Origin of the sequence: Massilia arenae, assembly GCF_008014745.1 — a bacterium.
GTDB classification, from domain to species: domain Bacteria; phylum Pseudomonadota; class Gammaproteobacteria; order Burkholderiales; family Burkholderiaceae_D; genus Telluria; species Telluria arenae.
This window is the reverse complement of record NZ_VPFD01000014.1, coordinates 13,094-36,929: the sequence shown is the minus strand read 5'-3', so window position 1 is coordinate 36,929 and position 23,836 is coordinate 13,094. Positions and strand designations below refer to the sequence as shown.

Annotated in this window: 18 protein-coding genes and 1 tRNA gene; 12 read left to right on the top strand and 7 right to left on the bottom strand. The window is 64.8% G+C overall.

What is annotated here, in order from left to right; all coding sequences use genetic code 11:
• Positions 1–28 precede the first annotated feature (28 nt).
• Positions 29–634, bottom strand: coding sequence for a TIGR00645 family protein (locus FVD38_RS13440; protein ID WP_147935271.1), 606 nt, complete (start codon positions 632–634; stop codon positions 29–31).
• A 255-nt stretch (positions 635–889) separates the two neighbouring features.
• Here FVD38_RS13440 and acs point away from each other — a divergent pair, with 255 nt between their 5' ends.
• Positions 890–2,890 carry an acetate--CoA ligase gene (gene acs, locus FVD38_RS13435; RefSeq protein WP_147935270.1) on the top strand — a complete coding sequence of 667 codons (2,001 nt, stop codon included), beginning with the start codon at positions 890–892 and terminating at the stop codon, positions 2,888–2,890.
• A 260-nt stretch (positions 2,891–3,150) separates the two neighbouring features.
• Positions 3,151–3,241, top strand: a tRNA-Ser gene (locus FVD38_RS13430).
• A gap of 36 nt (positions 3,242–3,277) precedes the next feature.
• On the opposite strand, the gene FVD38_RS26505 is transcribed toward FVD38_RS13430, so the two are convergent.
• The gene (locus tag FVD38_RS26505) at positions 3,278–4,060 is read right to left on the bottom strand and encodes a hypothetical protein (protein WP_187271579.1); all 783 of its coding nucleotides are present in this window, start codon (positions 4,058–4,060) and stop codon (positions 3,278–3,280) included.
• A 372-nt stretch (positions 4,061–4,432) separates the two neighbouring features.
• Between FVD38_RS26505 and FVD38_RS13420 the strand changes: the two genes are divergently transcribed.
• A complete protein-coding gene (locus FVD38_RS13420) occupies positions 4,433–5,758 on the top strand; it encodes a diguanylate cyclase domain-containing protein (RefSeq protein WP_308616829.1) in 1,326 nt (441 codons plus the stop codon).
• Here FVD38_RS13420 and FVD38_RS13415 read toward each other — a convergent pair whose 3' ends face one another.
• Positions 5,759–6,292: a DinB family protein gene (locus FVD38_RS13415; protein ID WP_147935346.1), complete on the bottom strand. Its 534-nt coding sequence runs from the start codon at positions 6,290–6,292 to the stop codon at positions 5,759–5,761. It abuts the gene before it with no gap.
• Positions 6,293–6,894: 602 nt separating this feature from the next.
• On the opposite strand from FVD38_RS13415, the gene FVD38_RS13410 reads away from it, so the two are divergent.
• Both FVD38_RS13410 and FVD38_RS13405 read left to right on the top strand, forming a co-directional pair.
• Positions 6,895–7,656 carry a PEP-CTERM sorting domain-containing protein gene (locus tag FVD38_RS13410; protein ID WP_147935268.1) on the top strand — a complete coding sequence of 254 codons (762 nt, stop codon included), beginning with the start codon at positions 6,895–6,897 and terminating at the stop codon, positions 7,654–7,656.
• Between the two features lie 100 nt (positions 7,657–7,756).
• Entirely contained in the window at positions 7,757–8,578 is an 822-nt protein-coding gene (locus FVD38_RS13405; protein WP_147935267.1) for a sterol desaturase family protein, read from the top strand.
• Between the two features lie 3 nt (positions 8,579–8,581).
• Here the strand turns inward: FVD38_RS13405 and FVD38_RS13400 are convergent, their stop codons facing one another.
• Positions 8,582–9,928, bottom strand: a complete 1,347-nt coding sequence (locus FVD38_RS13400; protein WP_147935266.1) for an MFS transporter — start codon at positions 9,926–9,928, stop codon at positions 8,582–8,584.
• Positions 9,929–10,066: 138 nt separating this feature from the next.
• Here FVD38_RS13400 and FVD38_RS13395 point away from each other — a divergent pair, with 138 nt between their 5' ends.
• The 5 genes from FVD38_RS13395 (at position 10,067) to FVD38_RS13375 (ending at position 16,674) form a co-directional block, all read left to right on the top strand.
• Positions 10,067–11,320, top strand: coding sequence for a CaiB/BaiF CoA transferase family protein (locus tag FVD38_RS13395; protein ID WP_147935265.1), 1,254 nt, complete (start codon positions 10,067–10,069; stop codon positions 11,318–11,320).
• A gap of 46 nt (positions 11,321–11,366) precedes the next feature.
• Positions 11,367–12,695: an amidohydrolase family protein gene (locus FVD38_RS13390; protein WP_147935264.1), complete on the top strand. Its 1,329-nt coding sequence runs from the start codon at positions 11,367–11,369 to the stop codon at positions 12,693–12,695.
• Between the two features lie 108 nt (positions 12,696–12,803).
• Positions 12,804–14,369 carry a TerC family protein gene (locus FVD38_RS13385; RefSeq protein WP_147935263.1) on the top strand — a complete coding sequence of 522 codons (1,566 nt, stop codon included), beginning with the start codon at positions 12,804–12,806 and terminating at the stop codon, positions 14,367–14,369.
• Between the two features lie 29 nt (positions 14,370–14,398).
• Positions 14,399–15,730 (top strand): VWA domain-containing protein, encoded by a 1,332-nt coding sequence (locus FVD38_RS13380; RefSeq protein ID WP_147935262.1) that lies wholly within the window; start codon positions 14,399–14,401, stop codon positions 15,728–15,730.
• A 137-nt stretch (positions 15,731–15,867) separates the two neighbouring features.
• Positions 15,868–16,674, top strand: a complete 807-nt coding sequence (locus FVD38_RS13375) for a fatty acid desaturase (protein WP_147935261.1) — start codon at positions 15,868–15,870, stop codon at positions 16,672–16,674.
• A gap of 13 nt (positions 16,675–16,687) precedes the next feature.
• On the opposite strand, the gene FVD38_RS13370 is transcribed toward FVD38_RS13375, so the two are convergent.
• The 3 genes from FVD38_RS13370 to FVD38_RS13360 all read right to left on the bottom strand — a co-directional run bounded on the left by FVD38_RS13370 (position 16,688) and on the right by FVD38_RS13360 (position 20,940).
• Positions 16,688–18,274: a PepSY domain-containing protein gene (locus FVD38_RS13370; protein ID WP_147935260.1), complete on the bottom strand. Its 1,587-nt coding sequence runs from the start codon at positions 18,272–18,274 to the stop codon at positions 16,688–16,690.
• A gap of 12 nt (positions 18,275–18,286) precedes the next feature.
• Entirely contained in the window at positions 18,287–20,437 is a 2,151-nt protein-coding gene (locus FVD38_RS13365; RefSeq protein ID WP_147935259.1) for a TonB-dependent receptor, read from the bottom strand.
• A 101-nt stretch (positions 20,438–20,538) separates the two neighbouring features.
• Positions 20,539–20,940 (bottom strand): DUF2946 domain-containing protein, encoded by a 402-nt coding sequence (locus tag FVD38_RS13360; RefSeq protein WP_187271578.1) that lies wholly within the window; start codon positions 20,938–20,940, stop codon positions 20,539–20,541.
• A 185-nt stretch (positions 20,941–21,125) separates the two neighbouring features.
• On the opposite strand from FVD38_RS13360, the gene FVD38_RS13355 reads away from it, so the two are divergent.
• Positions 21,126–22,739, top strand: coding sequence for an ABC-F family ATP-binding cassette domain-containing protein (locus FVD38_RS13355; protein ID WP_147935257.1), 1,614 nt, complete (start codon positions 21,126–21,128; stop codon positions 22,737–22,739).
• Positions 22,740–22,790: 51 nt separating this feature from the next.
• A complete protein-coding gene (gene waaF / locus FVD38_RS13350; protein ID WP_147935256.1) occupies positions 22,791–23,813 on the top strand; it encodes a lipopolysaccharide heptosyltransferase II in 1,023 nt (340 codons plus the stop codon).
• The last annotated feature ends 23 nt before the right edge of the window (positions 23,814–23,836 follow it).

Genomic DNA, 23,836 nt, shown 5'->3' with positions numbered 1-23,836 from the left:
GTTCAGGAGTACCAGGAATGTAATAGTTTTAGTGTTTGCCGTTGTGAGTCGTCATCACGATACGGTCGGTATAGGCGATCGCCATGGCCGACAGCAGGAACGCGAAGTGGATCACGGTCTGGAACAGCAGCGTCTTCTCGTCATACGACGCGGCGTTGATGAAAGTCTTCAGCAAATGGATCGACGAGATGCCGATGATCGCCATGGCCAGCTTGGTTTTCAGGACCGAGGCGTTCACGTGCGACAGCCACTCTGGCTGGTCCGGGTGGCCCTCCAGGTGCATGCGCGAGACAAAGGTTTCGTAACCGCCGATGATCACCATGATCAGGAGGTTCGAAATCATGACCACATCGATCAGGCCCAGTACCACCAGCATGATGATGGTTTCGGTCAGGCGGGTAGGGCGCACCGAATTGGGCACGCTGACGGCATCGATGATGTGCTTGAGCGAATCGGCGTTGCCCATGGCGGCGCCGATCAGGTCGACGAGTTCGACCCAGAAGTGGAATACGTACACGCATTGCGCCAGGATCAGACCCAGGTACAGCGGCAGTTGCAGCCAGCGGCTGGCGAAAATCAGGTTGTTCAGAGGGGTCAGCTTGCGGACAGGCTGGTTGAGCGGCAGGTCGGACATCGGGATGAAACTCCAGGGGGATGCGAAAAAAATTCAGCTCGGCATTTTACACCGGCGCCGTTGGATGGGTGTGGCACGCGCTGGCACACGAGGCCCGCTTGCACGCTTTACAACGGCTGGCGTTAGAATAAGGGCACACAAGAGCGGGCAAGGCAGTCAATACGCACCCGCCGCAGGGGTTTCCATGTAAGGGCTCAGTAAGCGAGCCCCCCTATGGTATCTGGCATAACCTACTACATTAATATGGAGACTAGTATGGCCGAGAACGAGACCACCCAAGAGCAAACCCAGGGCCTGCAGGAGCACCGCGTGTTCCAGCCGCCGAAGGAGTTTGCCGACAAAGCCACCATCAGCGGCATGGCCGCCTACGAAAAACTGTGCGCCGAGGCCGCCAGCGACTACGAGGGCTTCTGGGCCCGGCTGGCGCGCGAGAACCTCGACTGGCACAAGCCGTTCACCTCGACCCTCGACGAATCGAATGCGCCGTTCTATCAATGGTTCGCCGACGGCCAGCTGAACGCCTCGTACAACTGCCTCGACCGCAACCTGGAAAACGGCAACGCCGACAAGACCGCCATCATCTTCGAGGCGGACGACGGCGCGGTAACCAAAGTCACCTACCGCGAGCTGCACGAGCGCGTCTGCAAGTTCGCTAACGGGCTCAAATCGCGCGGCATCAAAAAGGGCGACCGCGTCGTCATCTATATGTCGATGTCGGTCGAAGGCGTGACCGCGATGCAGGCCTGCGCCCGCATCGGCGCCACCCACTCGGTGGTGTTCGGCGGCTTCTCCGCCAAGTCGCTGCAGGAACGCATCATCGACGCCGGCGCCGTGGCCGTCATCACGGCCGACGAACAGCAGCGCGGCGGCAAATCGCTGCCGCTTAAGGCCATCGTCGACGAGGCACTGAGCCTGGGCGGCTGCGACACCGTCAAGGACGTCATCCTCTACAAGCGCACTGGCGGCAACATCAACTTCAAGGAAGGCCGTGACCTGTGGCTGCACGAGCTGGTGCAGGACCAGTCGGCCGAGTGCGCGCCTGAATGGGTCGATGCGGAACATCCGCTGTTCATCCTCTACACGTCCGGCTCGACCGGCACCCCGAAAGGCGTGCAGCACTCGACCGGCGGCTACCTGCTGTGGGCCGCGCTGACGATGAAGTGGACCTTCGACCTGAAACCCGAAGACGTCTACTGGTGCACCGCCGACATCGGCTGGATCACCGGCCACACCTATATCGCCTACGGCCCGCTGGCCGTCGGCGGCACGCAAGTCGTGTTCGAAGGCGTGCCGACCTTCCCGAACGCCGGCCGCTTCTGGCAGACCGTCGAGAAGCACAAGGTCAGCATCTTCTACACGGCGCCGACCGCGATCCGTTCGCTGATCAAGGCCTCGGACCTGGACGAGAAGGTGCATCCGAAGAACTCCGACCTGTCCAGCCTGCGCCTGCTCGGCTCGGTCGGCGAGCCGATCAATCCGGAAGCCTGGATGTGGTACTACCGCAATGTGGGCCAGGAACGCTGCCCGATCGTGGACACCTTCTGGCAGACCGAGACTGGCGGCCACATGATCACCCCGCTGCCGGGTGCGACCCCGATGGTGCCGGGTTCGTGCACCTTGCCGCTGCCGGGCATCATGGCCGCGATCGTGGACGAGGCCGGCGCCGACGTGCCGAACGGGCAGGGCGGCATCCTGGTCGTCAAGCGCCCATGGCCGTCGATGATCCGCACGATCTGGAACAACCCGGACCGCTTCCGCACCAGCTACTTCCCGGACGAACTGGGCGGTAAGTACTATCTGGCCGGCGACGGCGCGATCCGCAACAAGGACACCGCCAACTTTACTATTACCGGCCGCATCGATGACGTGCTGAACGTGTCGGGCCACCGCATGGGCACGATGGAGATCGAATCGGCGCTGGTGGCCAATCCGATCGTGGCCGAGGCGGCGGTGGTGGGTCGTCCGGACGAGACCACGGGCGAGTCGATCTGCGCCTTCGTCGTGCTCAAGCAGGCGCGTCCGACTGGCGAGGAAGCGAAAAAGCTGGCCAACGAGTTGCGCGCCTGGGTGGGCAAGGAGATCGGTCCGATCGCCAAGCCGAAAGAGATCCGTTTTGGCGACAATCTGCCGAAGACCCGCTCCGGCAAGATCATGCGCCGCCTGCTGCGCGTGCTGGCCAAGGGCGAGAACATCACGCAAGACGTTTCGACGCTCGAGAATCCGGCCATCCTGGAGCAGTTGAAGGAATCGGCTTGAGCTACAATCACTGAGCAACCTGCCTGCGGCGGCCCACAAGGCTGACGTAAGGCTTGCCCGCCTACTCGGGAGAGGGGCGGGCATTTTTTTTGTTGGATGAAGTGGTGATGTTGGGGACTACACCGGAAACGTGTGCCAATCATAGGGTAGACGGCTCCGCCGTCCACGCGTTCAGCAAGGTATCCTCCTTGCAGTCCTTGTACTGCTGGGAATACTTGCTATAATAGGCGGCTTCGTGGGATTCCCACGTCGACCCATCAGGAGAGATGGATGAGTGGTTTAAGTCGCACGCCTGGAAAGCGTGTGTAGGTTCATAGCCTACCGGGGGTTCGAATCCCCCTCTCTCCGCCAGAATACAAAAAGCCCCTCTGCAGGGGCTTTTTTATTTTATCCCATCCCTATTCGCCGTATCTTGGTGGGGCGGGTCTTTAGTAGTCGAGTACGTTGGGTGATGGTTAGCGTTCTCCTGTACCGATTGCTTACGCCCATCAGTAACTCTGTCTGATGCGCATGGCTGAACTGCTCAAGCCGAGACAATGCTTCTGCTAAGTCTATACGGGAGTAGCCGTAGTGCGACCTTATGCCTACGCTGTGACTACCAGAGAACGTTAATCCATCTCGCAGCAGAATCAACGGGCCATCATAGCGATTGTCACTCGTAGACGTCCTGAAGCGACCGAGATACCGAATGTAGAGTTTTCCTGTCCATTCTGGACGCCTCATGAATTCGTCACGTGCCCACGAAGCCTCTTCGTAAGACACATTGGCAAGCAGTATTTCGCCTGACGACTTGCTTAGATCACACAGCTGATCACGGCCAAACAAGGCGTGGGCGTCGAGGCCAAAATGAATCGCAGCACAGGCAAGTGGCTGATCACGGCTGCGCCCTTCGGCAAAACTGTCGATATTTTTTAGTAGCCATTCAACAGAATCGGTTAGGAAGTGCTTGCTGTTGTCATCAATAAAATGGATCTTTGGTCTGCCTCGATTACTTAAACCGAGATTTCCGCCGTCGTAGTGTAATGGCAGGCGTAGCGTCAAGTCGCCATCGATCAAAACAGCTGAGGAAAGCGAGGCACTCCTGTTGCATGCTTCAGTTGTTTCTTGATGTGCAGAGTCCTGAGACTCGCCCTTGATGCCATCGATCTGCAGATAAACGTCCGTCGCCATGTGCTCCTCCTTGCCGATGAAGGACGCAATTGTCACGGTGTATGTCGCCCAGTATGTTGACCTCGACTAAATGCGATCCATCGCTCGGCTACGCGAAAGTCAATATTGCCCGCAGAGAATTGTTACCGACTGACTTTAAGAGTTGTCAATTTGTATTTGAACAGCCTCGACCGTGTTAATGTAGAAAGCATAAGCCCACCTCCCTAAACATATTTCATCCTAGCGATGCTCCATTGAAACATGTGAGCCGCTAGCGCCCATATCGACATGAATCTATTCCCGAGAAAATCGCGCTTCACGATCGGTGATAATTCATTTGCCGCGCCGCATTTGCCGATCGCCGCCGCCAATCAGCCGACCAGATTACTGCTCGTGGATGACGAACCACGCATGCTCGCCTCGCTGCGCGAGTTGCTCAGCCACCGTCATTTCGACATCGATACGGCAAGCTCCGGCGCCGGCGCACTGGCATGCCTGTCCGATACCCGCTATGACCTGGTCCTGCTGGACCTCAGCCTGGAAGACATGGATGGCCGCCATGTCATGGACTTTATCAACCACCACTGCATCGAGACCGATGTCATCGTCATCAGTGGAAACGTCCAGATCGACGCCGCGATCGGCGCAATGCGGCGCGGTGCGCACGACTTCCTGCGTAAGCCATTCAGCCAGCAGGACTTGTTCAAGACAATCGACCACGTCCTGACCCAGCGCCGGCTCCGGCAAAGCAACCGCGACATCGCCTATCAGCTCGAGCTCTCGGAGCGCACCTACCGCTACCTGGTCGATACCTCGCCGGATCTCATCTATATGGTCGAGCCCGAGGGACGATTCACCTTCGTGAACAATCGGGCCTGCCAGATGCTGGGTTACGATCGCCGCGAACTGATTGGCCAGCATTATTCGGTGCTCGTGCACCAGGAAGACTTTGCCCGCGCGCGCTATGCATTCAACGAGCGGCGCTCCGGCGACCGGGCATCGCGCGACGTCGAACTGCGCATGACCTGCCGCTCCAACCCGACCCTGTCGGAAAACCTCGACAATGCATCGATTACCGTGTCGCTCAACGCAGTCGGCATGCACCTGGACCATGCGCAGCCGGGCGGATCGAAATACATGGGCACCTATGGAATCGCACGCGATATCACGGCGCGCAAGCAGGCCGAAGCCATCATCCTTCACCAGGCCTACCACGACGTCCTGACCAATCTGCCGAACCGCCTGTTATTCAAGGACCGCCTCGGACAGGCGATCATCCAGTCCAGGCGCAACCTGACCGAACTGGCGGCGATGTTCATCGATCTCGACCGGTTCAAGCTGGTCAACGACACGCTCGGTCACGACAAGGGTGATCAACTGCTGCTGCAAGTGACCACGCGGCTAAAAGGCTGCCTGCGCAAGGGCGATACACTCGCGCGCCAGGGTGGCGACGAATTCACCGTGGTCCTTCCCGACCTGCACACCCGTGATGACGCGCGCGTGGTTGCCGACAAATTCCTGGAATGCCTGAATCTGCCATTCGACCTCGGTGGGAACGAGGTGACGATCTCGGCTTCGATCGGCATCGCGGTATTTCCCCACGATGGCGAAACAATCGATGAATTGATGCGCCGTGCCGACGTCGCCATGTATCACATCAAGGGCCAGGGAAAGAATGGCCAGGCGTTCTATGTCGATACGATGGAACAGGGCGCCTGATCAGCAGTCATCGGGGACCCATGCGACCAGGTCGGTGACACCGATATCGACATTCGACTGCGATAACAGCGTGCTGACCTGGCCGCGGTGATGGGTCTGGTGGTTAAAGAAATGCAGCAGCAGGCTTCCGAATTTCTTCCGGAATGCGCCACGCGAATTCTTGTACGAGACCGGCTGCGCCAGGTCGTCGTCCGATAATTCCGCCGCCAGCGCCTCGATGATCGCATCGAGCCGGGCGCGATGCGCTTGCAGCACCGCGAGATCGTTGCTGTTGATATGTGTCAGTCCGGCAGGCATCGCGATATCCCGCATCGGCTCCAGCGCGCGGAACGTGGTCGGATGCCCCTGGTAGCGCTGCAGCCAGATGGTGTCTCCAGCCACGATGTGATTCAGGGTGCCGAGAATCGAGCCGAAGAATGCTCCCCGATCGGCGCTCACCGCGTCCGCCGGCAAGGTCGCTGCGGCGGCGTACACCTTGGTATTCATCGAAGCGTTGTACGACGCTAATAGAACAATGTCTTCCCGTACTGGCATGCTTGTTGGTGTCCCGGATTGGCCGCGATAAAAAATGGCAGGGAGCGACCATGGCCAGCCACCTTGGATGGCGAGCAACTCAATGCCGCTCCAGCCCCAGCTCCAGCATGTCGCACACTACGAGAATAGCGAAACGAAACCTTGGTTCCGGTCAGGGATCGCCACGGGATATCGACTGACTGTTGTTTTTTTGCAGCCACGCTATCCGTCCAATGAGCTGTGCAATTCGTCTCCCCTAACAGCCTGGCATCCGCTCCTGCAAAACGGAAGTCACCTTTTGCCGTGCTGGGCTTCCATCACGACCTCGTCGAAAGCCTGTATCGCCGGGTTCTTTCGACAGGACATTATGGCCGTACAAGACATTTCCATGCGGCAATTGTAAAAATATTACATTAAGGCAAATTTCATTGTGAATTCAATATTGAATTTCAACAATCGTGAATCTGATAAAATATTCTCAGTGCAATAATTCTTGGTTGTTGTAAATCTTATACGCACACAGCATATCGGCATGGCGCGTTAATTCCTTCCGCCAGCCACCGTCCGGCCCAGAAAACGCCGGCGCTTACTCACCGCCATTCATCATTTTCTGGAGTCCGCGCATGCGCATCAAATCATTCCTGTTGGCCCTGCTGGCCGTCTCGGCACTGAGCACCAATGCCGCCCATGCGAACTTCATCAAGAACGGCAACTTCGACGAAACCACCAACGGCGGCAACAAGCAGCTTGCCGGCGGCACGTCGACGACCCGCGCCGACCGTACCACCCTGAAACACTGGGAAAGTGGCTATGGCGAAGACGGCCGCTACAATTTCGTCCTGAACGGCGACATCGCCCACACCGGCCAATCCGCGATCTCGTTGAGGGACAAGTACGCCGACACCGGCTTGAGCAATGGCTACAGCGCCTCTCCAACCGGCGGCAATTTCTTCGCCTCGGACTGGATGTGGTTCCCTGGCCCGCTCAAGCAACAGGTCAACGGCCTGACGATCGGTGACAGCTATACGCTGACCTTCGATTTCGCGCTGGCCCAGCAGGTCATCGAGAGGGGCCCGAACAACAATAATTTTTGGGAAGTCGATTTCGGCGGCGCCAAGCAGAATTCCGAATTGCTGAGCATCGTGGACAGCGGTTTCAGCGGCTGGAAGACCGCCACCATGACCTTCACGGCAAGCAGCGCCAGCCAATGGCTGAGCTTCATGGTCAACGGCAGCGGCGCCGGCGCGCCGCCGTTCATGCTGCTGGATAACGTCGCCCTGAATGCCGAAGTGCCGGAGCCGGCAACCCTGGGCATGCTGCTGGGCGGCCTCGGCCTGATCGGCTTCACGGCCCGCCGCCGCAACCGTAGCGGCGGCCAGGCCTGATACGCCAATCCACCGGCTGCAGTCCCCTGCAGCCGGACGCCGCCGGCCCTGGCGGCAACTTCCGCATCGCGACACCGCTTCCACCATCGCCGCATCCGCCATGAACGTCACCTCTGCCGAATTCGCCATGACGGCACTGCGCCTTGGCATCTGGCTCGCGCTGTTGACAGCGCTGTTCGTCCCGCTCGAACGCTGGTTCGGCGTGCGCCACGAGCAGCCGAATCCCGAGCTGCGCCACAATCTCGCCTATTACTTCATCAGCAGCCTGGTGCCGGTCCTGGTGCTGACGGTGCCGATGGCACTGCTGGCCTCCGCCGCCCATTACCTGGTGCCGGCCGCGCTCAAGACGGCCGTGGCCGAGCTGCCGCAGGCGCTGCGCATCGGGCTGGCCTTCGTGATCGCGGAAACGGGTTTTTATTGGGGCCATCGCCTCAGCCACGAAATTCCCTGGCTGTGGCGCTTCCACGCGCTGCATCACAGCACCGAGCGCATGCACTTCCTGGCCAATACCCGCAGCCACCCGGTCGATATGGTGATCACCCGGCTGTTCGGCCTGGTGCCGCTGTACGCCATCGGCCTGGCCAGCCCCGGCATGGCCGGCAGCGGCACGCCGGCGCTGCTGATCGCGCTCGGCATCGTGTGGGGTTTCTTCATCCACGCCAATCTGCGCTGGCGCTTCGGGCCACTGGAATGGCTGGTGACGACGCCGGCCTTCCACCACTGGCACCACAGCCGCCACGACCACATCAACAGCAACTACGCTTCCACTTTGCCGTTCCTGGATCGCCTGTTCGGCAGCCACTACCTGCCGAAGCACTGGCCGGCCGAAGTCGGGACCGACACGCCGTGCCCGCCCACGCTGGGTGGCCAGCTGCTCGAGCCGATGCGACCGGCACGCAAGGCGCCGCCGGTCGCCGATTGAGGTCTACACCGGCCTCCCGGCCGCGCGCTCGGCTGCCAGCTTGAACAGCAGCGCGATGGTGGCTACCACCCCGGCCACTGCCACGACGCCGAAGATGCCCTCGATCCCGAAGCGCAACCGCGCCAGCTCCGCTACCAGGAAGGAGCCGGCGATCCCGCCCAGCCGTCCGATGCCCATCATCCAGGCCACGCCGGTGGCGCGGCCGCGGGTGGGGTAGAAGGCCGCCGCCAGCGCCGGCAGCGAAGCCTGCGCGGTGTTCATCGCCAGCCCGGCCCCGAGCACCACCGCCATCAGCAGCGCCAGGTCGTGGGCGCTCTGGCCGATGGCGAAGATGCTGGCCGCCGTCAGCGCGAAGCAGGCCGCGATGATGGCGTTCGCGTTGTAGCGGTCCATCAGCCAGCCGGCCAGCACCGCGCCCACGCCGCCCAGCGGGAACAGGGCCGAGACCAGGGTCGCGTCCTTGGCCGACAGGCCGGCGTCGCGTAGCAGCAGCGGCATCCAGTTGATCAGCGCATAGAAGATCACCAGTCCCATGAAATAGGTCAGCCACAGCATCAGGGTGCCGACCAGGTAGGGTCGTGACAGGATCACCTTCACGCCGCCGCCGGCTTCGGTCACGGGCGCGGCCTCGCGCGTCACGAAGACGCGGGCGTCGTCGGCGGATGGTGAGATGTGGCGCAGGATGGCGCGGATGCGTTCGTGGCCGGCGCCGCGCGCGACCAGGAAGCGCACCGATTCCGGCAACAGCAGGATGATCAACAAGCCAGCCAGCAGCGGCGCCAGGCCGCCCAGCAGCAGCACGCTGCGCCAGCCCCACAGCGGGATCATCCAGGCCGCGAGAAAGCCGCCCAGCGCGGCGCCGAGCGGAAAGCCGCAGAACATCGCATTGGTGAGCAGGGCGCGCTTGCGCTCGGGGCAGAATTCGCTCATCAGGGTCACCGCGTTCGGCATCGCCGCGCCCAGCCCCAGGCCGGTGACGAAGCGCAGGATGGCCAGCTCGGTCAGGCCGCTCGCGAACGACGACCAGGCGCAGGCGGCGCCGAACAGCAGCACCGACGACGCCAGCACCAGCTTGCGGCCGACCCGGTCCGACAACGGCCCGGCCGCCATGGCGCCGGCCGCCAGACCGAACAGCGCGGCGCTCAGCACCGGCGCCAGGGCGGGGCGCGTCACGCCCCAGTCCTGCACCAGCGATGGGGCGATGAAGCCGATCGCCGCGGTGTCGAAGCCGTCCAGCAGCACGATCAAAAAGCACAGGCCGAAGATCAGCCATTGGTAAGAAGAGAAGCGGTGTTCGTTCAGGAAGTCCTGGACGTTGACGGCGCCGTCGGCGCGGTCCTCCTGCTGCATGGTGGGTCTCCGTTATTGTTATCCATGATTGCCTGCGTGCCGGACTCTACACCGAATCGGTCGCCATGGCGATGACTCTCCGCGGTGCGCTAGACTGTCCGCATTCCACCTGTGTACTTGCCGTGAAAGGGCGCCAACATGCCGGATAATCCTGACAAGCCGCCAGGCCCGCTCGCGGGCGTGACCGTCCTCGATCTGACCACCATGCTGGCCGGGCCCTATGCGACCCTGCTGCTGGCGGGGCTGGGCGCGCGGGTCATCAAGATCGAAAACCCGAACAGTCCCGACCCGGCGCGCGGCAACTCGCTGTTCCTGGGCCGCGACGGCGTCAGCGCCACGCCCGAACACGACGACGACCTGTCGCTCGCCATCCTCGACCGCGGCCGCAACAAGGAAGCGGTCACCCTCAACCTGAAGCATCCCGAGGCGCACGCCATCTTCATGGACCTGGTGCGCCGCGCCGACGTGGTGGTGGAGAACTTCAGCCCTGGCGTGACCGGCCGCCTGGGCATCGATTACGCGCGCTGCCGCGAAGTGAACCCGAAGATCGTCTACACCTCGATCAGCGGCTTCGGCCCGGATGCCGATCCGACCCGGAACAAGGCGGTGGACATCGTGATCCAGGCCATGAGTGGCCTGATGATGGCGTCCGGCGCCGAGGGCGAGCCGCCGGTGCGGGTCGGCATTCCCATCGGCGACCAGGCCGCGCCGCTGTTCGCCACGATTGGCACCCTGGCCGCCGTGCTGCGCGCACGCGCGACGGGGCAGGGCCAGCAGGTCGACGTCTCGCTGCTGGGGACCATGAGCGCGCTGGTGGCGGCCGAGCCCTTCGAGATGGAGCGCCGGCTCGGGCATGCCACCCGCTCCGGCAATGTGCTGGCGCGCCTGGCGCCGTCCGGCGTGTTTCCGACGGCCGACGGCCATATCGCGATCAGCGCGCCGAAGGATGTCTTCGCCGCCGGCCTGTTTCGCGCCATGGGCCGTCCGGAGCTGATCCAGGACGAACGCTTCAGTAGCCGCGCGGCGCGGGTGCGCAACCACGCTGTCCTGCACGAGATGGTGGGCGCGTGGACCGGCGCCATGGACGCCGGCGCGGCGGCTGCCCTGCTGACCGAATGCGGAGTGCCCAACGGCCCGGTGCGCGATCCGGCCGATGCGGTGCGCGATCCCGGCCTGCTGGCGCGCGGCGAGACCGCCAGGCTGGAGCACCCGGTGTATGGCGCGGTGGAAGACGTCGTGGCCGGCGGCCTGCCGATCCGCATGTCCGATGCGTTCACGGGCTTCGATAGGCCCGCCGTCACGCTCGGCGCCAGCAATGGCGACGTCTATCGCGGCCTGCTCGGCTACGGCCAGGATGAACTCGAGCGCCTGGCGCGCGAGGGCGTCATCTAGGATGGGCTAACATTGCCGGGTTCACCATATCGATGAAAGGATCCCGATGCGACTCCCGACCCTGTTGACTGCGCTGGCCAGTGCCCTGTCTTTACTTGTTGGCGCCAGCGCCATGGCGCAGCCGGCCGCCCCGGTCACTGTATTGCAGGGCGCCCGCATCATCGATGGCCAGGGTGGGGCGCCGATCGAGAACGGCAGCATCGTGCTCCGCGACGGCCGCATCGAGGCGGTGCAGCCGGGAGGGGCGAAAGCGCCGGCCGGCGCCAGGATCGTCGACCTGCGCGGCAAGACCGTGATGCCGGCCCTGATCGCCGGTCACGCCCACCTGGGCATCACCAACGGCGCCAGGTCGGGCGCGGGCGAGATCAACGAAGCCAACGTCACGCGCCAGCTGCAAAAATATGCGCGCTACGGCGTCGGCACGGTGGCGGTGTTCGGCACCGACCACGACTTCATCTACAAGATGCGCGCCGACCAGCGCGCCGGCAAGCTGGCGCTGCCCACCATCGTCACCGCCGGCCACGGCTTCGGCGTCCCGCATGGCGCGCCGCCGATTGCCATGGGCATGGACCAGGTCTACCGCCCGACCACGATCGAGGCGGTGCGCAAGGATTTCGAGAAGCTGGCCGCGCAGAAGCCCGACCTGGTCAAGATCTGGGTCGACGACTTCGGCGACAGCAAGACGAAAAAGATGGTTCCGGCCCTGTACCGCGAGGTGATCCAGCAGGCGCACAAGAACGGGTTGAAGGTGGTGGCCCACGTCTACTACCTGGAAGACGCCAAGCGCCTGGCGCGCGACGGCGTCGATCTGTTCGGCCACAGCGTGCGCGACAAGCCGGTCGACGCCGAACTGATCGCCCTGATGAAAGAGAAGAATATCGCCTACATCCCGACCCTGCAGCTCGACGAGGCATTCTTCGTGTATGCCGACAAGCCGGAGTGGATGCAGACGCCATTCTTCAAGGGCGCGCTCGACCAGGGCGTGTCGGAATGGCTGGGCGGCCCATCCTACAAGGTCAAGGAAGTGAGCAAGAAAGACCTGGCGATCGCCAAGCAGAACGCGCTGGCGCTGCACAAGGCCGGCATCAAGGTCGGCATGGGTACCGACTCGGGCGCCACGATCCCGCGCATCCAGGGCTTCGCCGAGCACCGCGAGCTCGAACTCCTGACCCAGGCCGGCCTCTCCCCGATGCAGGCGCTGCAGGCCGCGACCTCCGGCAATGCCGCCATCCTGGGCATCGACAAGGAGCGCGGCACGCTTGCCGCCGGCAAGCAGGCCGACGTCCTGGTGCTCGACGCCAATCCGCTGGACGACATCCGCAACACCCGCAAGATCCACGCGCTGTGGCTGCGCGGCGTGCCGGTGGCGCAGTAAGTCGATGTATCGGAACGGCGTCGTTTTTCGGCGCCGTTCCATTACCAATCTCGGTCGATGGCTGCACGATCGCGTACAATTCCCCTTCCTTAACTACAAAACTCTACAATGGAATGGCTAATGGACCCAAATATTTGGGTCGGCTTGCTCACCCTTGTCGTGCTTGAGATCGTCCTCGGCATCGACAACCTGATCTTCATCGCCATCCTGGCGGACAAACTTCCTCCGCATCAGCGCGACAAGGCACGACTCCTCGGCCTGTCGCTCGCCATGATCATGCGCCTTGGCCTCCTCACGATGATCTCGTGGCTGGTCACACTCACCGCACCCCTGTTTTCCATCGCCACCCTGTCGTTCTCGGGACGCGACCTGATCCTGCTGATCGGCGGTATCTTCCTGCTTGCCAAGGCGACCATCGAACTGCACGAGCGCGTCGAAGGCAAGTCGCACGTCCAGAGCGGCAAGCGCGCCTACGCCAGCTTCGCCGCCGTGGTGGCGCAGATCATCGTGCTCGACGCGGTGTTCTCGCTCGATGCCGTGATCACCGCCGTCGGCATGGTCGACGAACTGGGCGTCATGATGGCGGCCGTGATCATCTCGATGGCCGTGATGCTGTTCGCCTCGAAGCCGCTGACGCGCTTCGTCAACGCGCATCCGACCGTCGTCGTGCTGTGCCTGTCCTTCCTGCTGATGATCGGCCTCTCCCTGATCGCCGAAGGCCTGGGCTTCCACATTCCGAAGGGCTATCTGTACGCCGCGATCGGCTTCTCGGTGGTGATCGAGTTCTTCAACCAGCTGGCGCGCCGCAACTTCATCAAGCAAGAGGCGCACATCCCGCTGCGCGACCGCACCGCCGACGCCGTGCTGCGCCTGCTGGGCAGCAAGCGTGGCGCCGACCAGAACGACGAACCGGAAGCCGAGGCGCAAGCCACCGAGGAACCGGCGTTCGAGGACGAAGAGCGTCATATGGTCAGCGGCGTGTTGAGCCTGTCGCAGCGCTCGGTGCGCTCGATCATGACCAACCGCTCGGACATCTCGTGGATCAATATCGAGAATGACGCCGAGAGTATCCGCGCCCAGTTGCTGGCCACGCCGCACGGCTTCTTCCCGGTGTGCCGCGGCCAGCTCGACGAAGTGATCGGCGTAGCGCGCGCCAAGGACCTGATCGCCGACCTGACTCTGCATGGCGCGATCGACGCGGCCCATATCCGCACGCCGATCATCATGCCCGATGGCAGTGGCGTACTGAAGGTGATGGAACGCCTCAAGCGCTCTCACGGCCAGTTGGTGATCATCGCCGACGAATACGGCACCCTGCAGGGCCTGGTGACGCCGATCGACATCCTGGAAGCGATCGCCGGCGAGTTCCCCGACGAAGACGAGCAGCCGGTGGTGCAAGATCTTGGCCCGGGCCGCTGGCGCGTCAACGGCAGCGCCGACCTGCACTACCTTGAGCAGGTGCTCGAGGTGGACGCCCTGGTGGGCGACACCGACGACTACACTTCGCTGGCAGGCCTGATGCTGGAACGCTTCGGCACCTTGCCGAAGGTCGGCGACGCGGTCGAGATCGAGGGCTTCCGGTTCGAGGTGGAGCAGGTGCTGGAGCGCCGCATCTCGACCGTGATCGTGACCCGCATCGATGACGAATTTGCGCAGCCGCTCCAGAAGGGTTGAGCGGACGCGGCTCTTGACTGGAGAATGACATGAAGCAGCTGGAACGCGGCGAGCGCCTGCCCCTGGCGCAATCGGCTCCCGACGGCGTCCTGCAGGCCGGCCTGTCGGCGCAGGGCCTGGCGCTAGATTTTGCCTGCTTTGCGCTCGACGCCGGCGGCAAGCTGGCCGACGAGCGCTACATGACCTTCTTCAACCAGCCGGCGACGCCTTGCGGCGCTGTTGCCGTCGACGCCGGGGGCTTTCGCTTCCGGCTCGCCAGCCTGCCGGCCTGGGTAGAACGGCTCAGCATCGTGGCCAGCACCGACGGCGGCGCGCTCATGTCGCAACTGCAGGCGGGTAGCCTGCGCCTCGTCGGCCCTCAGGGCGAATTCGCGCGCTTCGACTTCAGTGGCCGCGATTTCGCCGCCGAGAAGGCGGTCATGCTGGGCGAGCTGTATCGCAAGGACGGCGGCTGGCGCTTCATGGCCGTCGGCCAGGGCTTTAACGGCGGACTGGACTCGCTGGTGCGGCATTTCGGCGGCGCGGTGGCCGATGCGCCGCCATCGCCGCCTGCGCGGCTTGCGCAACCTGCGCCTGCCGCACCGCGCGCCGCCGCGGTCGACCTGGAAAAGCGCGTCGCGCAATCCGCGCCGCAGCTGGTCAACCTGGTCAAGTCGGCGACGGTGTCGCTCGAGAAGGCCGGCCTGGCGCAGCACCGGGCCAAGGTCTGCCTGGTGCTGGATATCTCGGGGTCGATGAGCGCCTTGTACCGCAAGGGCCTGGTGCAGCAGTTCGCCGAGCGCATCCTGGCGCTGGGCTGCCGCTTCGACGACGACGGCGAGATCGACGTCTTCCTGTTCGGCCGCAACGTGCACCGCGGCGCCCCGATGGGCCTCTCGAACTGGTCGAACTACATCGAGCGCATCATCGACAAGCATCCGCTCGAGGGCGATACCCGCTACGGCGCCGCGCTCGAGGCGGTGCGCCGGCATTACTTCCCGGACGGCGGGGGCGGCGAGCGCAGGGCCGCGGTCAAGGCCGAGGTGCCGGTGTACGTGATGTTCGTGACCGATGGCTCGACCTCGGACAAGCCGCTGACCGAGCGCCAGCTGCGCTGGGCCAGCCGCGAACCGATCTTCTGGCAGTTCATGGGCATCGGCAAGGGCCGCAAGTCGAAAGCCAGGGCCCTGGCCAACTTCGCCGATTCGGACTTTCCCTTCCTGGAAAAGCTGGACGAACTCGATGGCCGCCTGATCGACAACGCCGACTTCTTCTCGGTGGCCTCGCCCGACGAGCATTCCGACGGCGCGTTGTACGACCTCCTGATGAACGAATACCCGCAATGGGTAAAAGAGGCGCGCCAGCGCGGCCTGATCGCTTGATGATGTAGGCGAAGAAGGGTAAATACGGGCATAAATACCGCTCTTCTCATCGATTTGAACCCATCCGGCAACCGTTATTCTCTCTGCAATATCAGGACTTCCACTGTCCTGGTCAACACAACAACAGGGAGAATGCCGTGTTCGAAGGATTCATCCAGCTCAGCCCCACGGGCGTCGCGCTGACCATGGCGGGGTCGTACATCATGACCGTCTTCGCCAGCGAGCTGTATCTGCACCGCTCGCGCAGCCACCGCGCCGTAACCTTCCATCCGATCCTGTGCCAGCTGTTTCGCATGTGGATCTGGCTGACCACCTACGGCGTCACCGCCAAGACCTGGGTCGCGGTGCATCGCAAGCACCACGCCAAGTGCGATACCGAGGAAGATCCGCACAGCCCGCGCATCCACGGCCTCTGGACCATCCTGGGCAAGGGCACGCTCCTGTACCGCAAGGCGGCGCGCGACGCCGACCTGGTGAAAGCCTATGGCATCGGCATCAAGGAAGACTGGATGGACGAGCACCTGTATACCAGGCACCGCTTCCGTGGCGCGCTGTTCTTCCTCGCGGTGGAACTGCTGGTGTTCGGCGCTGCGCACGGTGTCCTGATCTGGCTGTTCCAGCTGTCGATCCTGCCGTTCTGGGCGTCGGGCTTCATCAACGGCATCTTCCACGTGGTCGGCTACCGCAATTTCGAGACCAAGGAAGATTCGCGCAACTTCTTCCCGATCGGGATCCTCTTCGGCGGCGCCGAGCTGCACAACAACCACCATGCCAACCCGGCGTCGGCCAAGCTGTCGATGAAGTGGTGGGAATTCGACTCGGGCTACCTGGTGCTGCGCGTGCTGGCCTTCCTGCGGCTGGCGAAGATCAACCACGTCGACCGCCTGCCGGCCGGCGACGAGCCGCGCATGCGCCGCCACGCGGCGGGCGCCGCCGGCCAGTAAACGCCATCCCGGCCTAGCCGGCCGGCTCCCCGCGAGGCGTGCCCACGATGATTGCGGGGCGCGCCTCGCGCAGTTTGCGTCCCAGCCGGCGCCAGCCGATCACCACCCCCGTCACGCTGAGCAGGGTCCCGCCCAGGCTCAGCGCGATCAGCACCAGGTCCCACAACGGACGCCGCTCGAGCAGCGGCAGCCAATCCCAGGAATGCAGCATCGCGAACAGCCAGCGGCTGGTGCGCTTGCCGCTGTCCAGGCGGCCGAGCACCGCGCCGGTGTGCGGGTCGAGGTGGACCCAGGTGGCATGCGGATCGTCGAACACGATGCGCAGGATCGGCAGCGGTTTCATGCCGCCACCCGTCATGGTGTGCGCATCGCGCGCATAGTAATAGAGGTCGTAGTCGCGCAACTGCTCGATCCGCGCCACCGGCGCCGGCAGCAGGCGGGACGCGGCGTCAACCAGCGCCGTCGCATCGAGGATGGCCGCGCGGCTGTCGTGGCTGCCGATCACCTGAGGCGCGCCGACGGCGGCCTGGGCCAGCACCCGGTTTTCGCCCAGCACGCGGGTCCAGCGCAGCTCGCGCACCTTGCCATCGCTTGCGGCCAGCAGCGCCTGCGGCGCGGCGTCGGCATCGGTCAGCACCAGCGGTCCGCCCTGCAGCGCCGCCATGCGCAGCGGCGGCGCGCCCGTGTCGAAGATGCGCCACGGGTTCATCGACATCAGGCCGCTGAAGATCCAGGTGATCGTCACCAGCGCAAACAGCAGGCCGGTGACGTGGTGCCAGCGCATCATGGCTTGCGGATAGGGCGTGCGCGCGCCGCTGCGGTAGGGCTTGCGGAAGCGCCAGCGCATGATGCCGACCACGGTCCCGGTGAGCGCCATCGCGATGCCCAGGATGGACAGCCAGTTGACGATGTCGGTCCAGTAGGGCTCGAAGGCATTGCCGCGGAAGGGATACAGCCAGTGGATCCAGGCGCCCGCAAAGTTCCACAGCTGCTCGCTGCGGGTCGCGTCGCGCACCACTTCGCCGCTGCGGCTCGAGATGTAGAGCAGGGTGCGTTCGGCGTCGCCCAGTTCCACCTTGTGCAGCGGCCGGTGCGGATCGAGCGCGCGCGAGTGGGTGAACGCGTCCTCGTCGATCGTGCCAAGGTAATCGCGTTTCACGCCCGGGGTTGCCATGGAAGCGGCGAAAGCGGCGGCGGTGGCCATGGCGTGCGCCTCGTCCACCGCTCCCAGGCGCTGTCCGCTCACCGCATCGATCACGATCGCGCCGCTGCCCCTGGGCGGCGGCTTGCGGCCGGCCGGGACGTCGCCGCGCGCCGGCGTCGCCACATACACCGGACGCCCGCCGCTGGACGCGGCCAGGCGCAGCTCGTCCAGCGGGCCGGCGATGCCGGCCGCCGCCAGCGCCCGTGCCGGCGCAAGCAGGGGTGCGTCCGCTTGCAGGCGCGGCAGGTGCGCCAGGCGCTCTTCCTCGGTCAGCTTGGGATAGCCGACGTACATCATGACGATGCCCGAGACGAACCACATCGCGAACAGCAGGCAGATGCCGATGCCGAGCCAGCGGTGGACCAGGAACAGCCAGCGTTTCAATCGTGATCCCATCGTGCGCTCCCGTCAGAAGGCCATGCGCAGCGACACGTCGGCCGTGCGCGGCGCGCCGAGATACGCCATCGTGTTGCTGACATTGGCCGCATACAGCCGGTCGGTGAGGTTGCGCACGCGCGCGTCCAGCACCAGCCTGCGATCGATGCGCCAGGAGAGGCCCAGGTCGACGAAGGTATACGACGGCCAGTACAGGGTGTTGGCCGCATCGGCATACACCTTGCCGACCCGGCGCGCGCCGAGGTGGGCCTGCACGGATGGAGTGACGGCATACGAGACCCAGACATTGGCCACCGTCTTCGGCGTATTGGTCGGCGTCTTCCCGGCCAGCGAGACGCCACCCTGGTTGTAGTGCTCGTACTCGGCATCGGCATAGGTGAAGTTGCCCTGCACGGCCAGGCGCTTCGTCGGCTGCAGGCCCAGCGCCAGCTCGACGCCCTTCGAGGACTGTTCGCCGACCAGGATCGTCAGGTTGCTGTTGACCGGATCCTGGGTCGCGATGTTCTTGCGCGTGATGTGGTAGGCGGCCAGGGTCGCCGAGCCCTTGCCCTGCCAGAAATCGAGTTTCGTGCCGACTTCCGCCTGGCGGCCGGTCGTCAGTTCGCTATTCGTGCGCACGTCGGCGAACGAGGCGGTGGACAGCACGCCCGACGGCGGATCGGCGGCGGTCGCGTACTGGGCGTAGAGATTCATGCCGGGCGTGACGTCCCACACCAGGCCCAGGCGTCCGGTGGTCGGGTGGTAGTTGCGCGAGAAGCTGGCCGGCGTGGTGGGGGTGACGTCGCGCCGGTTGACCAGATCCAGTTCGATGCGCTCGTGGCGCAGGGCGGTGACCAGGTTCAGGGAGGGCAGAAGCTCGGTGCGGTTCTCGAGGTACAGCGCCGTGGTCTTGACCTCGTTGTCGCGGTCGGGGCGGAACCCCGGCGTCATGTTCGGCACGTCGAAGAAGCGCTCGGTGACGAAATCGTAGGGATCGACGCTGCTGACCGTGGCCGGCTGGCTGTTTGGAAAGCGGGTCTGGCGGTTGATGCTGAAGTCCAGCCCGAACGCCCAGTCGCTGCGCCGTTCGCCGATGCGGCCGCGGTAGACGCCGTCGATGCGGTCGCCGACCAGGGTCTGGTCGTGGCGTTGGAGCAGGGCGGCCGAGCGGATGACCTGCGTGTTCGATGGATTGAAGCGGTAGTTCTCGACGTTGCGGTAGTCGCGCAGCGCGTCGTAGACGTAGAAGGTATTGGTCAGCTGCAGGGCGTCGCTGACCTTCCAGGCGCCGATCGAGCGCAGCCACTGCACGCGCTGGTCGTAGACGCCATCGATGCTGTTGTAGTTCTTGAAGCGGGTGGCCTCGTTCACGCGCAGTTCGCCTTTGATCGGATTCAATAGCGGCGTGCCCCAATAAGGCCGGTCGACGTCTTCCTGCTGGAATTCGTAGGCCAGCGTATGCGTGAAGCCGCGTCCGAAATCGGAGCGCAGCGACGCCGCCAGCTGGGTCGCGCGGCGGTCGACGCCGTCGATCCAGCTGCCGCTGTCGCGGTGGTTGACGTCGATGCGCGCGTAATGGCCTTCGCCCACGCGGCGGTTCAGGCCGACCGAGGCTTCCTTCAGTTCGTCGGAACCCAGGCGCAGCCGGCCTTCGGCGAACTCGCGCGTCTCGGCCAGCTTGGTGATGACGTTGATCGTGCCGCCGACGGCGCCGGAACCGAACAGGAAGCTCGATGGCCCGCCGATGGCCTCGACGCGGTCGACGATCCAGCTGTCGACCGGCCGCGCGGCGATGGAATACTGCACGTTGATGCCGTTGAACAGCTGGCTGACCGAGCCGCTGCCGAAGCCTCGGTAGCTGACCCCGATATTGCCGGGGGCGTCGTGGGCGGTGACGCCCGGGATGGCGCGCAGGATCTCTTGCGTGTCCTGGGCGCCGCGCACCTCGATCAGGGCGCGGTCGACCACGGTGACGCTGGCCGGCGTCTCGCGCGGGCTCAGGCCCAGGCGGCTGCCGGTGGTGCTTGGGGTGTCGAGCTTGAGCAGGCCGTTGGCGCGTGGGGCCTCGGCGGTGACTTCGACGGTGGGGATGGGTTGGAGCTGGTCCTCGGCCTGGGCCTGCCAGGCGGCCAGGGCGCAGCCGATGGCGAGCGCCATCCTGCGAACGTGTAAGCGTGTCTTCATTGCGTATCCTGTTCGCGCAATGCCGCATCCTCGCGGCGTCGCGCATGGTCTGTCCGCGACGCATCGCATGCGTCGCCGGACATCGTTGTATTAGGGGCGAATCAGGAAAGCGAAGACGGCGGCCCGCGCGACTGCGTGGGCGTCCAGGCGTGCTGCGCGCGCGGCGCGCGGTAGAACAGGGGAGGGTAGGGGTCGCGCTCGCGGTCGAGGGCAAGCACGGGCACCGGCTGCAACGGCGGGGCCAGTTGCGGGAGCTGGTGCGAGCAGCACAGCTCGCAGTGCGACATGTCCGGCACCGCCGGCGTGTCGGTCTGCGCCGCATCGTCGATCACCATCACGTGGCGGGCGCCGCTGGCGCTGCAGATCTCGGTGATCCAGGCCGCTGCCGGCTGCTGGGTGGCGTGGGCCACGGCATGCGAAATTGCAGGCACGAACAGGCCGAACAGGAACGCCAGGAGGACGGTCCAGCCATACAGCGTTCGGGTTGTTCGGAGCCTGTGCATGTGAAAATTATAGTCCTGCTGACGCGGCGGTGCGCACGGGTGGTCAATTTGTCCTGTCAGACCAATCCTGCTACTATTGGTCGCTAATCCCAAGGAGCGCGCACGTGTAATACCTCATCGATGCCATTTTTCCGGTCTTCCCAGCCAGGCTGTGGAAGTGTCCAGGCATCCTTGGAGTCTTGCATATGACGCATACCATTCTAGCGCTCGACGGCGTTTCCCTGTATCTGCCCGACGGCAGAGCCCTGTTTTCAGACCTGCATCACCAGTTCGACCTGCGCCGCACCGGCCTGGTGGGACGCAACGGTGTGGGCAAGTCGATGCTGGCGCGCCTGCTGGCCGGCGAGCTGGCGCCCACATCCGGCCAGTGCCTGCGCAGCGGGCGCGTATCTTATCTCTCGCAGCAGGCGGGCAGCGGCGCGGCGGCGTCGATAGCCGTGCTGGCGGGCATCGAGGCGATCGTTGCCGCCCTGGCGCGCATTGAGGCCGGCAGCGTCGACCCGCGCGATTTCGATGCCGTGGGCGAGCACTGGGACATCGCCGCCCGCCTGCGCCAGGCCTGCCAGGCGCACGGCCTGCCGCAGGTCGACCTCGACACGCCGGTTGCCGCCCTTAGTGGCGGCGAGGCGATGCGGGTGGCGCTGATTGGCGCCACCCTGTTCGATCCAGACTTCCTGATCCTCGACGAGCCGAGCAACCACCTCGATGGCGCCAGCCGCCAGGCCCTGCTGCGCCAGCTGCAGGCCTGGCCGAAAGGCCTGCTGGTGATCAGCCACGACCGCGAACTGCTCGATGCCATGGAGCGCATCGTCGAACTCTCCGGCGACGGCCTGCGCAGCTATGGCGGAAATTACGCGTTCTATGAAGAGGCGCGCCGCCAGGAGCAGGATGCGGCGCAGGGCGCGCTCGAGCACGCGCGCCGGGAACTCAGGCGCGACGACGAAGCGCGGCGCACGCAGCGCGAACGCCAGGAGCGGCGCCAGGCGCGCGGCAACAGCGATGCGAAAGAAGCCAACCAGGCCGCCATCCTGCTCGGTCGCGGCAAGGACCGTAGCGAAGGCAGCGCCGGCCGCCTGCGCCAGCAGCACGATACCGCGCGCGCCGGACAGGTCGAGCGCATGCGCGATGCCGCGCAGCGGGTGGCCGGCGATGGCGCCGTGCGCATCCACGCTGCCGGCGTCGAAGGCGCGGCTCAGCGCCGTGTTGCGCAGCTCGAGGCGGTCGTGCTGCCCTGGGTCGCGCCGCCTCTGGCCCGCATCGATCTGATCCTGACGGGTCGCCAGCGGGTGGGCCTGGTCGGCCCGAACGGCAGCGGCAAGTCGACCTTGCTCAAGGTGCTGGCGGGACGGCTCGATCCGGTCGCGGGCGAGCGCAGCCTGCCGGAGCAGGTGGCCTACCTCGACCAGCAGCTGGGCAGCCTCGATCCGCGCCGCCCGACCCTGGACCAGCTGCTGGACGTGAATCGCAGCGCCGGGCAGGACATGCTGCGCACCTGGCTGGTCCAGCTGGGCCTGGACGCGCGCACGATCACCCAGCCGGCCGGCCTGCTGAGCGGCGGCGAGCGCCTGAAGGCGGCCCTGGCCTGCGCGCTGTATGCTGACACGCCACCGGCGCTGCTGTTGCTGGATGAGCCGAGCAACCACCTCGACCTGGCTTCGCTGGCGGCACTGGAGGCGATGCTGGGCGATTACCGCGGCGCGCTGGTGGTGGTGTCGCACGACCGGGTGTTCCTGGAGCGCATCGGGCTGACCCACTGTCTGGCCGCGCTGGACACGGGCTGGCGCCTGGAGGAATGCTGAATCGGCCGCGATTGCTATAATCGTGGGTTGGCACACCACCTGAAGAACACCATGTTGCGCACCCTTGTGATTTCCCCGAACTGGATCGGCGACGCCGTGATGGCCCAGCCGCTGCTGCGCCGGCTCAAGGAGCTCGCGCCGGGGCGGCCGATCGACGTGCTGGCCCCGACCTGGGTGGCGCCCGTCTGGCGCGCGATGGCGGAAGTCGACACCGTGATCGAGTCGCCGTTCAAGCACGGTGCGCTGCAGTGGAAGGAGCGCAAGGCCTTCGCGAAGATGCTCAAGGCGCGCGGCTATGCCGACTCCTACGTGCTGCCCAATACCTTGAAATTCGCGCTCATCCCCTGGCTGGCCGGTATCCCGAAACGGGTCGGCTACAAGGGCGAGATGCGCTATGGCCTGGTCAATGTGATGCACCACGACGACAAGACGGCGCCGCGCCCGATGGCCCAGTTCTACCAGGCGCTGGCCGACGCGCCGGTGCGACACTTGCCACGCCCGGAACGCTTGCCGGAACCGGTCATGACGGTCGCCGCGGGCGAAGCCGAGGCCGCGATCGCGCGCCTCCAGCTGCCGGCGGGCGTCCTGGTTGCGTTCGCGCCGGGCGCCGAATTCGGCCCGGCCAAGCGCTGGCCATCGTCGTATTTCGCCGAGCTGGCCCGGACCATCCTGGCCAATCGCCCGGATGCGCAGATCCTGCTGCTCGGCTCTCCGAAGGACCGCGCGGTGTGCGACGAGATCACGGCCATCGTGCCGCAGGCGCACAACCTGGCCGGCTCGACGTCGCTGAGTGAAGCGATCGCGCTGATCGCGCGCGCCGCCGCCGTGGTCACCAACGATTCGGGCCTGATGCACATCGGCGCCGCCCTGGGGCGGCCGGTGGTGGCGATCTATGGCCCGACCGACCCGCGCCACACGCCGCCGCTGTCGCAACTGGCGCAGATCCTGTGGCTGCACATCGAATGCTCGCCATGCCAGCAGCGCGAATGCCCACTGGGGCACCAGAACTGCATGAAGCAGATTCTGCCGGCCGACGTGTGGCAGCCCTTGCAAACCATGCTTGCCGGCGCTTGAGTGCGCGGCTAATTTGAAGAGGA

Excerpts from the sequence above, each read along its gene's own strand:
- acs (WP_147935270.1), top strand. The coding sequence starts at position 890 with ATGGCCGAGAACGAGACCACCCAAGAGCAAACCCAGGGCCTGCAGGAG.
- FVD38_RS13415 (WP_147935346.1), bottom strand. The coding sequence starts at position 6,292 with ATGCCAGTACGGGAAGACATTGTTCTATTAGCGTCGTACAACGCTTCG.
- FVD38_RS13385 (WP_147935263.1), top strand. The coding sequence starts at position 12,804 with ATGGAATGGCTAATGGACCCAAATATTTGGGTCGGCTTGCTCACCCTT.
- FVD38_RS13360 (WP_187271578.1), bottom strand. The coding sequence starts at position 20,940 with ATGCACAGGCTCCGAACAACCCGAACGCTGTATGGCTGGACCGTCCTC.
- FVD38_RS13400 (WP_147935266.1), bottom strand. The coding sequence starts at position 9,928 with ATGCAGCAGGAGGACCGCGCCGACGGCGCCGTCAACGTCCAGGACTTC.
- FVD38_RS13410 (WP_147935268.1), top strand. The coding sequence starts at position 6,895 with ATGCGCATCAAATCATTCCTGTTGGCCCTGCTGGCCGTCTCGGCACTG.
- waaF (WP_147935256.1), top strand. The coding sequence starts at position 22,791 with ATGTTGCGCACCCTTGTGATTTCCCCGAACTGGATCGGCGACGCCGTG.
- FVD38_RS13380 (WP_147935262.1), top strand. The coding sequence starts at position 14,399 with ATGAAGCAGCTGGAACGCGGCGAGCGCCTGCCCCTGGCGCAATCGGCT.
- FVD38_RS26505 (WP_187271579.1), bottom strand. The coding sequence starts at position 4,060 with ATGGCGACGGACGTTTATCTGCAGATCGATGGCATCAAGGGCGAGTCT.
- FVD38_RS13370 (WP_147935260.1), bottom strand. The coding sequence starts at position 18,274 with ATGGGATCACGATTGAAACGCTGGCTGTTCCTGGTCCACCGCTGGCTC.
- FVD38_RS13440 (WP_147935271.1), bottom strand. The coding sequence starts at position 634 with ATGTCCGACCTGCCGCTCAACCAGCCTGTCCGCAAGCTGACCCCTCTG.
- FVD38_RS13395 (WP_147935265.1), top strand. The coding sequence starts at position 10,067 with ATGCCGGATAATCCTGACAAGCCGCCAGGCCCGCTCGCGGGCGTGACC.
- FVD38_RS13405 (WP_147935267.1), top strand. The coding sequence starts at position 7,757 with ATGAACGTCACCTCTGCCGAATTCGCCATGACGGCACTGCGCCTTGGC.
- FVD38_RS13365 (WP_147935259.1), bottom strand. The coding sequence starts at position 20,437 with ATGAAGACACGCTTACACGTTCGCAGGATGGCGCTCGCCATCGGCTGC.
- FVD38_RS13355 (WP_147935257.1), top strand. The coding sequence starts at position 21,126 with ATGACGCATACCATTCTAGCGCTCGACGGCGTTTCCCTGTATCTGCCC.
- FVD38_RS13390 (WP_147935264.1), top strand. The coding sequence starts at position 11,367 with ATGCGACTCCCGACCCTGTTGACTGCGCTGGCCAGTGCCCTGTCTTTA.